Raw genomic sequence first — 13702 nt, forward strand, 5'->3', positions numbered from 1 at the left:
CCAGCTCTTAAGATAAGAAGATAAGGATATTCCCCATATTAATTGAATTAAGCTGCTTTATCGATTATTACGTCGTTTTCCTAAAATGTATATCTATTTTCACCTTATAATATTTTGAATTACTTCTGATAACTCTTTTGGAGCTGTGATCATCACATCATGTCCTCTTTTTATGTCATAATAATAATCCCATTTATTCTTCTCATCCACCCCTTGCCTCTCAAACATTCCTTCTCCAAATTCCGCGGAAGTAATGAAAGCCCTGGGAATTTTTTTTGCTTTTTCGTTTTGAATCTTGAGTGGTTCATCATGAGTATGCCATGGCATTGGAACTAATTTAGGTTCCATCCATGCGATATCTTCAGGATTAGTGATCCCAAATTCGTCAGGCGTATAAGATTTGACAAGCCATGGTTTGTTTTGATCTTTCAATGATCTTCCTCTATAGAGGTCGATAAGCCCAGGTACAAGATCGAAAGCAGTTTTCCCATCTTGAGGAATGTATGCATCCAGATAAATCATCAATTGAATTTTGTCGGGGATTACCTCTGCAACTCCACTTATTATCATGCCGGCATAACTATGACCTACTAGGATTACATCAGATAGGTCTTCATATTCAAAGATCTGTAAAATATCTTCTATATGAATATAAAGATCTGTGAATTCATTTACAAGATGACTTCGATCGCCTAATCCAGTAAGTGTTGGGGTATAAATGTTAAACTCATTTGGATTGAAAAACGGCAGTATTTTTTTCCAACACCAACCTCCATGACAAGAACCATGAACAAATACGATATTTCGTTTTGTGTTCATACCACAATGGCTATAACTTTATGGACCAATTAAAGTTAATTGCAGGCAATGTGACTACAAACGCTATTGATAATACCTTCGGTATTTTGTATCAAGTAATAACATCGATAGTTTTGATATGGCATTATTGCTACTATATAATACCTTTTTTACAAACTTTAACAAATATATCAATAGCGAATGGAGAAAAGCCTAAGGATCATAATTTTATTATCCATCCCTATTATTATTGTAACCGCTGGAGTAGCAGTAATTTATGCCCCTTCTGCCTATGTGCAACAGTGTAAACATCAAGCAAGCCAACTTGTAGATAATTTGTACAAGATAGAAGGAGGCAAAGAGAAATTTACCAAATCAGTCCAAAATCAAAAGTTGTCTGAACAAGCACAAGTAATATTACAAAAAATAAGTAAATTAGCAAATCAGTGTCCAGAAATAGGATCATTAACGATAAATAACTTTGATTTATTGAATGATTCAAAGGACAATTTATCAAAACAAGAATATCAGATATAATAAGGCCACCTAACTTTCGGTAATGAGTCTATTTCAATGACAATGGAATTGTCACTTACTATATTTTTGAGAATTAGTACTTTATTACACAGATGCCTTCTTAAGATAGTCGATCAATCTATCCTCCAAATACCATTCTTCTCAATAGTATTATTCTTCTTTGATCTATCAAAGCCGCTTTAGGATAATAAGCATCATCATGACGAATTATTTCTGAAATAGATATAGTTATCGGAGACTTGCGTAGTTCTTTCTCCGAAGGTGTCTGAAATACAACAGAATTTCCGATTCTACCACATGGAAATGAACCTGCTGTAGTATTCCAAACTGTTTCTAATATTTTTGGTAGCAGGCATTCAGAAAGGCGCAGTTTAAAAGTCAAATTGTCTTTGTTTCTTATATCAAAGATGGCAACATTTTTTTTATTGTTTCCGCAGATATCAAGAGATTTAACCCTCTCATACAAAATCCTCGTAAGACTAACGTATTCAGATGTAAAGAACCTAGAATATGACAAATCAATCTTTAATTTTTCTTGAAACATCCATCTCCAATAACGCAAATAAAGTTTTAGGTCGCATAGGATACAACTTTGCTCCTCGGTATTAAATGTGGAGTAGAGAAGATTCTTGTCTGGCAACAACTTAGAGTAGGTATGACAATCATTTTCATCGCATTCTGGCAGTGCTGTCCCCATAACAACCTCTTCCGCCTGTTGATTCCGACTATCGAACCCATCATGGATACTTTTACATTCCAGTTTGACTTCATAAGAATTCCTGTTAAGAAATCCACCCATCCTTTTCAAAGTTATTTCCAAAAAATAGTTGCGTACCACTGGAGAATTTATGAATAATGTATTTATAGTTCCTATTGACCCTACTTCGTCTGACGAAGGTGGATTCCCGTTTTGGTGGTTTAAAACAAATGGATAGACACTCAACTGTATCGTTATTTTTTTTGTATCGATTGTTTTGTCAAAACCGCCTCGAGGTGGATAATAAACTGCACAATTACTGTCGTGAAAAATATCAGAATACCGAGTATCCAAACCCCCGTTGGATTTGAAAGCTCCTTCGCTCATACCACCAAGAAGCTTCCATTTACATCCAGATTCTATCGGAACCCTTATCTTATTTTTTATTTTGTGAACGCACTGAATATCGAAAACAAGAAAACTCTCTATTAGAATTGATATTGGAAAACCATCATCACTTTGAAAAGATATCAAACTAGTATTTTTGTCTAGCAAATGATATGAAACAAATACTTTCTTCAAATTGTGCTCGATGCCTATAGAGATATTTTCAAATTCAAGATCGCTCCAAAAGGAGCCTCTAGAATTATTGCAGGTATCCACAGATAATAATGTAAAAACAAATTGCATTATTAAGATAGATCCCAATCAATTTTTGCAGTTTGTACAGTAAGAAACTACACACATGAAATAATAGAGTTCGCAATCCTTGACTAGTATGTCACAGTAACTATATTCTAATATGTATAGCGGCCAAGTTTATGAATATATAACCAAATATTGATTGTCAGAGATTCGATTAAAAATATCTATTTACGTCAATTCATTGTAGAACACAAGACAACCCAATTCGTTCTAAGATTAAAAAATAAATACACCTCATTGACAAGAGGATCACTATTTCGACGTTAAATCGATGCTCTATCACCTATTGATCGGATCAAGATCGAATTTAGGAAACAAATTTAGGAAAAAAACTCGATTTATTATATATATGGTTAAAGACTAGAAATTGTACTAATCTAGATTAAGTTTTATTGTTTGTTATTGGGGTTAAATACCAATAACTATAAATATCTTTTAATATATATCTATTTATGAATTCAAGAATTAAAAAGATTGCAACTCTTATAGACCAAGATTTGCATAGCCACGAGGTAAAAATAAAATCAATTCAAACTTTGGTAGCAAACAAAGATCAAATCATACAAGTTAACAAATATTTAAGATCCCTTAGAAGGAGAATTACTTTACCTAACTCGTTCAATTGAAGTTACTAGTACATTTGGACATAATAGAGTTGGATTAATAGGGGATAAAATTGCCTTATTATCTGTGTATTACAAAAAATTAACTAAAACGTAAATCATTTTCCATAGTCTATTTTCAATATTATCAAACATTTTACAATATTTAATATAGGGACACCCGATAGTTTGTGGCCACACACAGTGTGAATCATTGTTTAGTGGTTTGACAATGACCGATTAGAAATTTCAAATATCAGACTCAACGAAGTGTTATTATAAGAATTAGACACTATTTATCAACGTGAAGAAGAAATCTACATTTGCTTCTTTCTTTATTTTTTGTATATTGTTTGGGATGGCGTTATATAATGAACCTATCAAACATATTGTGACAACTTCAACCCAAATTGTATATGCTCATAATTTTCCACCAAATGATTATTCCAAGTTTATAGCATCCTTGGATCAATTTCAAGTAGAATCAAATCTGATCAAAGAGAATCTTGTCAACAATAACATTTCTCTTGCCCAAAAACATGCTAATGAAGCAAATAGTATTTACTATTGGGACCTTTTGGTGGACATAGTAAAACAAAATAAGACAATTGGAGATGAATTGAAAGTGGGAATAGGAGATCTCCGTAATTCAACTTTATCACTTTCAGAGGGGAAAGCCACCGAAGCCCTCAGACAGCAGGCTATTCAACAATCAGACAAACTTGTAAATTTGATTAATTCAAGTGCAGACAAAATTATTACTGATGCTGCGGCGTTAAGACAGACTGAAAGTTCTGATCCATTTAGTCAGATTTCAGGATTTTTCGCTAATCTATTCGGCACTGCAAATAATTCCAATGATACAAGCAATTCCATACATCCAATCAGATTTGCAGACCTACTGGATAATGTGCTTCGAAATTACGGGGATGCATACAATGTTAAATTTGACATGACAGACATGGCTAACATGGCTAATATAGCTTCTACGAATGATACCTCATCTACTATGAGTCACAATATGACAGGTAACATGAACTCAGGCGCAATGCATGATGGAATGGTCTCGGAAAATAACGAACCCATAGTAAATATGGCAAACTATCAAAGTGCAGATGGGATGGCAAAAGAACTGATGCAAATATATAGTAAAGAATTAAAACCACTAATATCCAATGAGGATAAAAGCGGCCAAATTTCCGATTTGGAAAATGGGATTCGACATCTAATAACGTCGATTGAAAATAAAGATACTCCTTTACAGATAATGAACATTGTTCATACACAGATTCATCCTCCTTTAATACAGGCGTTTAATTTGCAAATAATTTCTAGCTAAAGTTTTAATCCTTGGCAATTATTTTAGATTTTCTTTGATTTTCAGCAGGTCGGGGTGGCACTCAATAAAAAATCAGATCCAGAGAAATAAAAAAAGCCAATGTGTCAATTAATACGAGGAAATTTTGGGACTAAGACTATTCTAAATCTTTTTTGAGTTTTGAAAGCAGGTCTAATGAGTTTATAGAGAAATTAGATATCAATCTATCGTGGATTTCCTTAATAGGAAAAAGATTGATATAATTCCATCTATATTTTCCTTTGTGTCTTACTACAATTAGGTCAGCTTCTTCCAAAACACCAAGATGTTGCATTACTGTACATCTATCAAATCCATCAAATGAATTGCACAAATCAGAAGTAGTTCGGGGCTGATCTTTTATCAGGTTCAATATTTTTCTTCTTTGGGTATTGCCTAGAGCTTTAAGAATGCGATTGTATCTCTCCTCCTCTTCTTTCTCTTTCTCTTCTTCGGCCCTACTCATGTTACATTTATATAACAAATACTACTAATAAACTTAATAACAGCGAATATTAATGGAATTAAAGTTCACCGTACAAGCAAAAATAAAAAAACCAATAGAAGAAGTATTTGATGCTGTTTATAATTCAAAAAAACTTTCAAAGTATTTTGCTACAGGTGGAGCTAGCAGATCACTTGATGAAGGTGTTGAGGTCATATGGGATTTTCATGATTACCCATGATCCTTTCCAATATATGTTGTTAAAAGTATCAAAAATCAAAGAATAATTTTTGAATGGGCCAGTGCAGTTGAGGATCATCGCTTAACAGTTAAGATAGATTTTGAAGTCTTAAGCGAAGATTCAACATTGGTAAGAATCTCAGAGCCTGGATGGACTAAAGAGGAACAATCCTCATTGGAAGAATCTTATAGCAACTGTCATGGTTGGACTCAAATGCTCTGTTGCTTAAAAGTGTATTTGGAATACGACAAGAACTTGAGAGAATTCTTTTATTAATTGCTGCAGGCATGAACACGAATACTTGATCGATTATATACTGATTTTACTATTATCAAAATATCACAATAAAATAAATTGCAGATGGTTTAAACAGGCACTTGTCAGACTACAAAATTGTAGTATATAATAAAATTAAAAAATTGATCCTAGTGAGTTTATTCACACAACTCTGGGACTTCTACACATATAAGATGTTGTGTACCGTATATTGGGGTTGTTCCAAAGTGAGTGTTAGTTAAGTTTCCATCAACGGCAATAGCTATTCCACTATCATCTAATAAATCGATCTGGGTAGGAACGTTTGAAACTGGTCCGTCTTTCAATGTTACTGTGGTAGTACCCTTAAGAGTAGTAGTGTTGGTTGCACTATCAAATGTGGGTTCTCCAGATAATTTCAAATCATAGATATGATGAATATGTTCTGCAGTACCATCAGTTTTAGTCATATAAAATGAAGCGTTAAAGACGGGAGCTGATGAATTGAATTCTGTAAACTTATATACACCACCTAATATCCATGCTGGATCTGTAGTGTTTCCATTGTTAGATGTACTTGTAATAGCGCCTTTCAAGACATTTGGATCAGAATTAGAAGGATTCTGAGAATACGCTTGATTTAGACTCGTTCCAGCAATCAGTAATAACGATACAGCCAAAAGAAAAGTAGTCGGTATCAAATTCTTGTTGAATTCCATCACATAAATTTGAGGCCAATAGTATTTAAGTTTGATAAAAATACACTATAAAAAATATTAAGCAATATTATTTGGCAAGCACAATCATAAATATGAAACACTAAATTATTTTAGTATTCAAAGAAAATTGGTCCAGATTTATTCTCACAGAGTTAGAGATACTCAAACCAATTGTGTATCCAGATTCTTTAGAATCATCCATTAAACAAATGCATATTTATTATAATATTAGTTGACATCATAGGTATCATCGTCCCCTACTAGTTGAAAGGAAAATTCCACTTTGAGATCGCAATCAAATGTAAATAGTATTAGAGTACAAGGTCAATCCTCAAGATTTCTAAAAAAACCAGATCAAGGTTATACTAGTTCTGTAAGAAATGGAATTATCGATTAAAGAGATACTATTAATTTTTGTATCCTCTTTTAATATTGCCTATTAATTCAGAAGTGACTGTTATTTTTAATATTATTACTACTGTTTTCCTTACAGGAAACTACCCGAATGGAATCACCCGGATTATGTCCATCGCAATGTTTATCAACATATATTGATTCGTAATAAGGTCCATTGTCATAGAAGGATCAACAGAATTGTAAGAATTTTAAGTATTGACAAATGAGGACGTGTAAAAAAATTGGCATTATAAAATATGGATCATTTAACCAAAAATAAGGTAAATAGTGAAATGTACATAGATATAAAAACAGATGGTTGTCCGATGGATTAAGTCAAAAAATAAATGTTTACCAGAATAGCAACATATCACAAGATTAGATGACAAAATCCGGAATTCAAATAAATACATCTTTTACCATCTTGCCTTAGATAAAGACATCCTGCGACTAATGGACCATATGAGTGTTTAAAACACCGGAATCCTTTTGAATATATTGCAAAATATACAATTGTTCCCTTACTGATTTTTATACTATGTTTTGTAAATGTGGGTATGTTTGGACCGCATGTATGTTCGTACAGACCAAGATTGCATCTTGACTATATTATAATTAACTTAGAACAATACTATAACAGCAAAATCAATAGTTTGAGGTGAAAAATAAGTGTTAGGAGATAAAGATTCATCCGCAGATATAGCAGTAAAGAATATTGAGACTGCCAAGAATTTTTATGAAAATATACTGGGATTAAAAAGAATTGAAACATTTGGAAAAGAGGTAATAGTTTACAAGAGCGGACATTCGTCGATTGTTGTTTATAGATCGGATTTTGCTGGGACAAATAAGGCAACATGTGTAACATGGGCAGTAGGTGCAGATATTCAAAATATTGTGAAACAGCTTAAAGAGAAAGGTGTGAGTTTTGAGCATTATAAAATGCCTGATACAGTCTTGGAAGGAGATATTCATGTTTATGGTGACATGAAAGTTGCTTGGTTTAAAGACCCAGATGGAAATATCCTCAACTTGATCAATCAATAATATTTACTTAACAAAGAAGAGATAGGTATTGGGAAAACACCTCCTATCAACCTTATACTGCTTAGAGCCAATTCCCATTAGTGGTTTTACCAGTAACGGGTAGGGAATCATTTTTAGAAATTCAAGTTTTCCATTCATATCTTTGTTGATATTTGGAATTAAACCGCTTGCTATGTTAAATTATGGCAATATAAAAACCTTGATACTAGTTTATTTTTGCAATTCAGCAAGACTTGTTGATGGCCTTATCCACCAAGGGAGTGGACATATCAGAAAGATTAAACAATAAATATGATGAAGAACGATCAATCTTTTTTTAATAAAGTAAAGAGATTTATCTGCAAAGACAATCCTTTTGCCAACTAAAAAATAGGTTGTTAGTTTGTAATTTAGACGGATAGAATGGGCTCAAGTGAATTGACCATTAGTCGTCTGCCTCAGTTACTAATTACTACCTTCGCTATTATTACTACTAGTACTTTCTGAGTCATCATCACTACTACTACCATCAGAATCGTCATTGCTGCTTGAATCCGTAGTGCTGCTACCGCCTATGCCATCCCCACTAGAACTGTCACTAGCGATCGAATCACCCGCGGTATCTGCCTGAGGGTCATATATAGGTCTGAAACAATCTCTTATCTCACTCTCACTAGCATATCCTTTATCTCCTTCAGATTGACCTAAGCAGTTAACAAACTCTTCGTAATTACTAGAACTAGATGTGTCATCATCGCCATCAGATTGAGCAAAGGCAGGTAACATAGGTAATGCAGGAGAGATAGCTGCAAGCATTGATGCTAATGCGATAACAAAGCTGATAGATAATTTGTTTTTGTCATTCATTTTATTTTAATTATCAACATAATATAAAAGATAAATACGATCTTTATAATCCTCCAATCAAAACCTTGTTGTAAATCCATTATTAGCATAAATACATTTTATTGAAATAACAAAAAGAAACTTTAAGATAAAACTTGTTTCATAAGATTTTCGATTCAGAATAACAATATAAAAAATTAAAAGAAATTAGGATTATTTATTAACTAGTTGCATTTGCTCCCGAAGAATTACCTAAGGCAATATTTGCATCCAAACCTGCACCTGTATCAGTCAATTGTGTCGTATTATCAACTGGGGCAGACTCCGAAGTATTCATGGTCATATTATCCTGTGCAAATGCGGAAGAGTTTGCGCCTACTAGCAAGACTGATGCTGCTAACACACTAATTATTGAAAATAGATGTATTTTGTTCATCATCTTTCACTAAAGAACAAGATTTATAACACTATATTATATTGTGCAGATAAGTAAGAAAGCAATTTAGTTTAACAAACATACATCAGAGTTTTAAGCATTAGAATACAGAGTCATAATTACACTTGAACTACCACGATGGATGGATATAGGTATTAGTTAAAGTCATGTCTATCAATATGATAACCCATTATCTTTCTCGGCTGAATTCTCTGATTCGATCAATTGAGGAATGGTATAGCCACAAAATTCATGTGCGATCCAATAATTGCAGTTCTCTTTAAATAAAACCAACTAGATACTAAACTTGAAATGAAGATATCTCTGTATTATTTTGTTGCTATAATACCAATGTTGCTTGTATTCTATGGCGCAACTACTGAAAGCGGAAATGTTAGATTTGACGCATTTGCTCAAACCGCTGAAAACAGTAACGAAAATGCAAAAGTATTGGAACAGTTAGTCCAAAATTTAACCCAAGCTCAAAGCTCGGTATCAAATAACGATTCGGGACTAGCTACTACACAATTAACCGCAATCATAGGAGAATTATCAGACATCATAGGTAAAATCACCACTGACAACAGTGGTCAATATCTTGACACCCATACACATTACTTTACACATAAAGATCATGTACATACCGTAACTCACACCCATCCCCACCATGCTGATCACCACAGTCATCATGAGAGTTGGACTGAAAAACACCACATCTTTGATCCTAAAAACTGCAAGCCGGGGTTAATGTGTTAACAATTAAAAACACATACACTTTTTTATTCAAGATCCAAAATAATTTAAAATTATATACCTTAGAATCTTAAATTTTAGATATCCCTTTAAAATTCATGTGCTTAATTGTCTAACTGATGTATGTAGAAAATACATGTGACTAATGTATGAATAAGTTGGTCAATAAATGCTTCTGGCCCTATATAATAGTAAAGATGACTACAATAATAGGAATCAAAACAAAAGAGGGAGTCGTACTTGCATCCGATAAGAGGGCCAGTAAAGGATTCTTTATTGGATCTAAAATAGTCCAAAAAATCTCCAAGATAGATGATACACTTGCTATTGCCATAGCCGGACAATTATCTGATGCAGAACACTTGATCAAAGTGGCGGCTGCAGAAAGAAAATTAATAGAAATGAGAAGAGGCTTTCCTTTAACTGTAAAAGAATCGTCAAGACTTATCGCAAATCTAGCATATTCAGGACTCAAAAACTATCAACCTTACTATGTTGAGCTATTAGTAGCTGGAGTTGATTCGACAGGTTCACACATAAATGTAGCAGACATGAGTGGAGCCATTACGAATGAGGATTTTGCCGCATCGGGTTCTGGAGCTCCTATTGCATACGGTGTTTTAGAAAGCCTGTATCGCAAAGACATTTCAAATGAAGAAGCTAAAGAAATTGCAGCTAAAGCGGTCTCTGCGGCTATGGAGCGAGATCCAGGATCAGGAAATGGTATAGATGTTCTAATAATACCCAAATTGATTTCTGTCGGCGAGGTTGTGGCCTAACAGGAGAGAAGTGATTAGAGAATGTCAGATACCAACAATTCTGGATATAGCTCAGGCGGTAATGGAAGATATCCATACTACTATGGACAAGGAGGACGACTGATTCTAGTTGATAGTGCTTTAGAAGCAGTAAACAGAGGTTCAACCACGGTAGGAATTAAGACACCCGAATTTTCATTGATATCCAGTCACATCAAACCCACATTGCCATTAGTTGATCCTAATGAGAAAATTTTCACGATAGACAAACACATTGGAGCTACTGGTGCTGGATACATAGCGGACATAGAACAGTTAATTGAGGAAATAAGAGTACAAGCTCAGAAACACCTACTGTCCTACGATAGTCCAATCGATGTCAAATCAGTTGCCAAGCACTTGAGTACTTATCTCCACAACTATACAATCTATGCTGTCAGGCCACAAGCCGCATCCATAATTATTACCGGAATTGATGAAAAAGGAATTCAATTATTCCAGGTTGATCCAAGTGGAACATATTTAAGCGGAAATGGTTTTGCAATTGGACACGCATCTGATGTTGCAATAGAAGAGATTCAAAAGGGATATAGCAAAAACTTGACGATCGATAGCGCACTCGAACTTGCAAAAAGGGCAATTGAAAGTGCAATTGGTGAAAAACCAACAGTAGAATCAGGTATTGTAACTTCAAAAGGATTTTCAAAGATGAATTAGATCTCTCAATGGTACTACCTTCCGAAACAATTTTTTTGTTTTTGATACTTAAATGTGCTTTATGAATAAGTTAAATCTGATACCAGATTATGATTCTTTCAATAAAAGTTTTACAAAGAATTGAAAAGTTCAAAAAGTTTGGTGAAGAATAAAAAAGATCATTCGCCTTTCTTAACAGAATACTTGATATCATTTGTATATATTTTGTGAAACTTCTTATCGGTCTCTTTTTCACTCTTCAGGTTATCTTTAATGATTTTTATTATATCGCCTACAATTCTGTTTGAAGACGCCATAGCATCCATCTTTTCTTCTTGGCCTTCGGCATCCGACTCAACTATTATATAATCTGCCACGATGTTAACAATAATCTTGAATAGGTTCTCATCGCTGTATTTATCTAATGCCACCCACTCTAGCCTGTAACCAGTATCCTTTTTAACTAATCCAAGCCATCTAAGATTACCAAACCATTTTCCACTCACGGCCGAAATTATTGCTTCTATGTCTACCTTGATGGGAAGATAAACTTGTAGGAATTGTTTGAACTTTCTACTTCTTTTTGATCGGCTGATCTCTGTATCAATCTCTGTCTCTGTTATCAAATTGATAATTGAATCTCCATCCTTAGAGAAGAGCCAAGATGAATTAATTTCGTTAATTTGATATCCTCTTGATGATTTTATTATTAACTTTAATTCAATAAGTCTTTTGAGAGATCTCGTAAGAGTTTGTTGATGTATATTTAATTTGCGTTCCAAAGCCTTAAACGTGAATGTCGACCCTAGTTGTTCATTTAACAGAAATAGAATTCTCTGGTCAACTTCAGAAAGATCCTTGAGTGATAGTAGATAATCATCTTCTGAAAGGAACACTTTACCCAATTTAGGAAAGCGGTTTCTATGGATACCACTGTTCTGGTTTTCGTTAGTAAGATTAATTTCATTTAGTGTCTCATACTTTGCAGGCATCAAATGCAGATTTCTATTATTATTGTACCCTAAACTAAAATCAAGGTATTCGGGAATTATCATGTTAGAAATTTGCATCTTATCACTCGACCCGCGTATTACAAATTGGAAAATCGATCAACACTTTAGTTTCGTAAATCCCACTATGGGCTACTGCTACTTTGTACCTCCCGGAAAATTCATTTTCCAATTTCATACTATATTAAATATACTAAACCTTTTAAAAAACTTTGGAAATTAGAGGATCTTTTAATTGTGGCAGGTATTCGTTCCGAAAATCATATCAAGTATACAAGTGCAATGAAATTAAAACAAAAAGGGAATACGAAAACATTCATAGAAGCAGTCATAATGTAGCTTATCAATCCCCGATTAAAAGACATTCAATGTCGTTATTTGTGTTGTGTAAGAGGAAGTGGAAAGGAATTAGTATTAATATAAAATACAAAATATAAAAGTGAATAATTGTTCTTTACATTAAACTGCGATACTCTTGTAGTAATAATTAGGTAGGTAATTATTCAAAAAAAGGTATTAAATGCATTGAATGGGTTTTTGTGGTCTGACATAAAGTTAACAATATTTTTGACTGGCCTTTAGTTCTACCAAATAAGCATTTGCTTATCTAAGAGTCTGTCGTTTAAAGAGCCAAGTTGCGAGCGGGACAGATACTGCAATAATACCAATGCACCAGGCAAATGCAAGGTACCCGGAATCACCTACAGGCGCCCCAACCAACCAAGAGCGTATGGCCTCTATTACATGTGTAAGTGGTTGGTTATCGGCAAATACTCGTAATGCAAATGGCATCGTATCCGTAGGTACAAATGCGCTGCTAACAAACGTCAAAGGAAAGATCACTATAAAACCTGTCCATTGTGCGGCTTCGATACTTTTTACCAGCAGCCCCATTACCGCAGAGATCCAAGAAATAGCCAAAGAAAAAAGAGCACCTAAGATGAATATTAGTATCCAATCAAGAGGAGTCGCAACAGGCTCGAAACCAACTAGGAAACTAACACCTATGACAATGGACCCGGTTATCATGTTTCTAACTAAATCTGCACCAACATGACCTATCAGCCATGCCGACCTTGCAATTGGAAGTGACTTGAATCGATTTACGATACCTCGCTGTAAATCTATAGCTAAATTCATTGTAGTATAATTTGCTCCAAATGCAAGCATTTGAACAAAGATACCGGCAACTAGGAAGTTTACGTAGCTAATACTACCAGTATCTATTGCCCCGCCGAACACGTATCGGAATAGCAGAAAGAACATAATTGGAAATAACGCAACTGAGAAAAGTTGATCCAGATTTCGGGTTATATGACGTATACTACGCTTTGCCAAAACCCATGAATCGCTTATAAGCCAGAATAATTTAGAGTGCTTCTCGATATCTACACTGTAGTTAATATAATTTTTGTTCATAGTTTA

General features: G+C 34.0%; 16 protein-coding genes. 8 read left to right on the top strand and 8 right to left on the bottom strand.

The features are described from left to right. Window positions 1-99: 99 nt before the first annotated feature. Window positions 100-819, bottom strand: a complete 720-nt coding sequence (locus tag F1Z66_RS03695) for an alpha/beta hydrolase (RefSeq protein WP_149862256.1) — start codon at window positions 817-819, stop codon at window positions 100-102. 180 nt (window positions 820-999) lie between these two features. Between F1Z66_RS03695 and F1Z66_RS03700 the strand changes: the two genes are divergently transcribed. Further along, window positions 1000-1335, top strand: a complete 336-nt coding sequence (locus tag F1Z66_RS03700; RefSeq protein ID WP_149862257.1) for a hypothetical protein — start codon at window positions 1000-1002, stop codon at window positions 1333-1335. A 118-nt stretch (window positions 1336-1453) separates the two neighbouring features. On the opposite strand, the gene F1Z66_RS03705 is transcribed toward F1Z66_RS03700, so the two are convergent. Then, window positions 1454-2722: a hypothetical protein gene (locus F1Z66_RS03705; protein ID WP_149862258.1), complete on the bottom strand. Its 1269-nt coding sequence runs from the start codon at window positions 2720-2722 to the stop codon at window positions 1454-1456. A gap of 975 nt (window positions 2723-3697) precedes the next feature. Between F1Z66_RS03705 and F1Z66_RS03710 the strand changes: the two genes are divergently transcribed. Further along, on the top strand, window positions 3698-4678 hold the full coding sequence (locus F1Z66_RS03710) for a hypothetical protein (RefSeq protein WP_149862259.1): 981 nt from the start codon (window positions 3698-3700) through the stop codon (window positions 4676-4678). Window positions 4679-4814: 136 nt separating this feature from the next. Here F1Z66_RS03710 and F1Z66_RS03715 read toward each other — a convergent pair whose 3' ends face one another. Next, window positions 4815-5162, bottom strand: a complete 348-nt coding sequence (locus tag F1Z66_RS03715; RefSeq protein WP_149862260.1) for an ArsR/SmtB family transcription factor — start codon at window positions 5160-5162, stop codon at window positions 4815-4817. 52 nt (window positions 5163-5214) lie between these two features. Between F1Z66_RS03715 and F1Z66_RS16000 the strand changes: the two genes are divergently transcribed. Then, entirely contained in the window at window positions 5215-5382 is a 168-nt protein-coding gene (locus F1Z66_RS16000) for a hypothetical protein (RefSeq protein ID WP_201448606.1), read from the top strand. A gap of 27 nt (window positions 5383-5409) precedes the next feature. Next, window positions 5410-5658, top strand: coding sequence for an SRPBCC domain-containing protein (locus tag F1Z66_RS16005; RefSeq protein ID WP_255437886.1), 249 nt, complete (start codon window positions 5410-5412; stop codon window positions 5656-5658). A 158-nt stretch (window positions 5659-5816) separates the two neighbouring features. Here F1Z66_RS16005 and F1Z66_RS03725 read toward each other — a convergent pair whose 3' ends face one another. After that, window positions 5817-6356 (bottom strand): hypothetical protein, encoded by a 540-nt coding sequence (locus F1Z66_RS03725; protein ID WP_149862261.1) that lies wholly within the window; start codon window positions 6354-6356, stop codon window positions 5817-5819. Between the two features lie 1065 nt (window positions 6357-7421). Between F1Z66_RS03725 and F1Z66_RS03730 the strand changes: the two genes are divergently transcribed. Then, a complete protein-coding gene (locus F1Z66_RS03730; protein WP_149862262.1) occupies window positions 7422-7799 on the top strand; it encodes a VOC family protein in 378 nt (125 codons plus the stop codon). A gap of 444 nt (window positions 7800-8243) precedes the next feature. On the opposite strand, the gene F1Z66_RS03735 is transcribed toward F1Z66_RS03730, so the two are convergent. Together F1Z66_RS03735 and F1Z66_RS03740 are read right to left on the bottom strand one after the other, a co-directional pair. Continuing rightward, window positions 8244-8645, bottom strand: coding sequence for a hypothetical protein (locus tag F1Z66_RS03735; protein WP_149862263.1), 402 nt, complete (start codon window positions 8643-8645; stop codon window positions 8244-8246). A gap of 199 nt (window positions 8646-8844) precedes the next feature. Then, the gene (locus F1Z66_RS03740) at window positions 8845-9063 is read right to left on the bottom strand and encodes a hypothetical protein (RefSeq protein ID WP_149862264.1); all 219 of its coding nucleotides are present in this window, start codon (window positions 9061-9063) and stop codon (window positions 8845-8847) included. Between the two features lie 309 nt (window positions 9064-9372). Here F1Z66_RS03740 and F1Z66_RS03745 point away from each other — a divergent pair, with 309 nt between their 5' ends. The 3 genes from F1Z66_RS03745 to F1Z66_RS03755 all read left to right on the top strand — a co-directional run bounded on the left by F1Z66_RS03745 (window position 9373) and on the right by F1Z66_RS03755 (window position 11288). Further along, on the top strand, window positions 9373-9816 hold the full coding sequence (locus F1Z66_RS03745; protein WP_149862265.1) for a hypothetical protein: 444 nt from the start codon (window positions 9373-9375) through the stop codon (window positions 9814-9816). A 146-nt stretch (window positions 9817-9962) separates the two neighbouring features. Further along, on the top strand, window positions 9963-10592 hold the full coding sequence (locus tag F1Z66_RS03750; protein ID WP_149862266.1) for a proteasome subunit beta: 630 nt from the start codon (window positions 9963-9965) through the stop codon (window positions 10590-10592). A 21-nt stretch (window positions 10593-10613) separates the two neighbouring features. Beyond that, window positions 10614-11288: a proteasome subunit alpha gene (locus F1Z66_RS03755; RefSeq protein WP_149862267.1), complete on the top strand. Its 675-nt coding sequence runs from the start codon at window positions 10614-10616 to the stop codon at window positions 11286-11288. 158 nt (window positions 11289-11446) lie between these two features. Here F1Z66_RS03755 and F1Z66_RS03760 read toward each other — a convergent pair whose 3' ends face one another. Then, complete coding sequence (locus F1Z66_RS03760) at window positions 11447-12337, bottom strand: MarR family transcriptional regulator (RefSeq protein ID WP_149862268.1); 891 nt, start codon at window positions 12335-12337, stop codon at window positions 11447-11449. Window positions 12338-12880: 543 nt separating this feature from the next. Further along, window positions 12881-13696: an ABC transporter permease gene (locus F1Z66_RS03765; RefSeq protein WP_149862269.1), complete on the bottom strand. Its 816-nt coding sequence runs from the start codon at window positions 13694-13696 to the stop codon at window positions 12881-12883. Window positions 13697-13702: the final 6 nt, after the last annotated feature.

The organism is Candidatus Nitrosocosmicus agrestis, assembly GCF_008389435.1.
Classification (GTDB): domain Archaea; phylum Thermoproteota; class Nitrososphaeria; order Nitrososphaerales; family Nitrososphaeraceae; genus Nitrosocosmicus; species Nitrosocosmicus agrestis.

Excerpts from the sequence above, each read along its gene's own strand:
- F1Z66_RS03700 (WP_149862257.1), top strand. The coding sequence starts at position 1,000 with ATGGAGAAAAGCCTAAGGATCATAATTTTATTATCCATCCCTATTATT.
- F1Z66_RS03715 (WP_149862260.1), bottom strand. The coding sequence starts at position 5,162 with ATGAGTAGGGCCGAAGAAGAGAAAGAGAAAGAAGAGGAGGAGAGATAC.
- F1Z66_RS03740 (WP_149862264.1), bottom strand. The coding sequence starts at position 9,063 with ATGATGAACAAAATACATCTATTTTCAATAATTAGTGTGTTAGCAGCA.
- F1Z66_RS03710 (WP_149862259.1), top strand. The coding sequence starts at position 3,698 with ATGGCGTTATATAATGAACCTATCAAACATATTGTGACAACTTCAACC.
- F1Z66_RS03725 (WP_149862261.1), bottom strand. The coding sequence starts at position 6,356 with ATGGAATTCAACAAGAATTTGATACCGACTACTTTTCTTTTGGCTGTA.
- F1Z66_RS16000 (WP_201448606.1), top strand. The coding sequence starts at position 5,215 with ATGGAATTAAAGTTCACCGTACAAGCAAAAATAAAAAAACCAATAGAA.
- F1Z66_RS03745 (WP_149862265.1), top strand. The coding sequence starts at position 9,373 with ATGAAGATATCTCTGTATTATTTTGTTGCTATAATACCAATGTTGCTT.
- F1Z66_RS03760 (WP_149862268.1), bottom strand. The coding sequence starts at position 12,337 with ATGCAAATTTCTAACATGATAATTCCCGAATACCTTGATTTTAGTTTA.
- F1Z66_RS03755 (WP_149862267.1), top strand. The coding sequence starts at position 10,614 with ATGTCAGATACCAACAATTCTGGATATAGCTCAGGCGGTAATGGAAGA.
- F1Z66_RS03735 (WP_149862263.1), bottom strand. The coding sequence starts at position 8,645 with ATGAATGACAAAAACAAATTATCTATCAGCTTTGTTATCGCATTAGCA.
- F1Z66_RS03750 (WP_149862266.1), top strand. The coding sequence starts at position 9,963 with ATGAATAAGTTGGTCAATAAATGCTTCTGGCCCTATATAATAGTAAAG.
- F1Z66_RS03695 (WP_149862256.1), bottom strand. The coding sequence starts at position 819 with ATGAACACAAAACGAAATATCGTATTTGTTCATGGTTCTTGTCATGGA.
- F1Z66_RS03705 (WP_149862258.1), bottom strand. The coding sequence starts at position 2,722 with ATGCAATTTGTTTTTACATTATTATCTGTGGATACCTGCAATAATTCT.
- F1Z66_RS03765 (WP_149862269.1), bottom strand. The coding sequence starts at position 13,696 with ATGAACAAAAATTATATTAACTACAGTGTAGATATCGAGAAGCACTCT.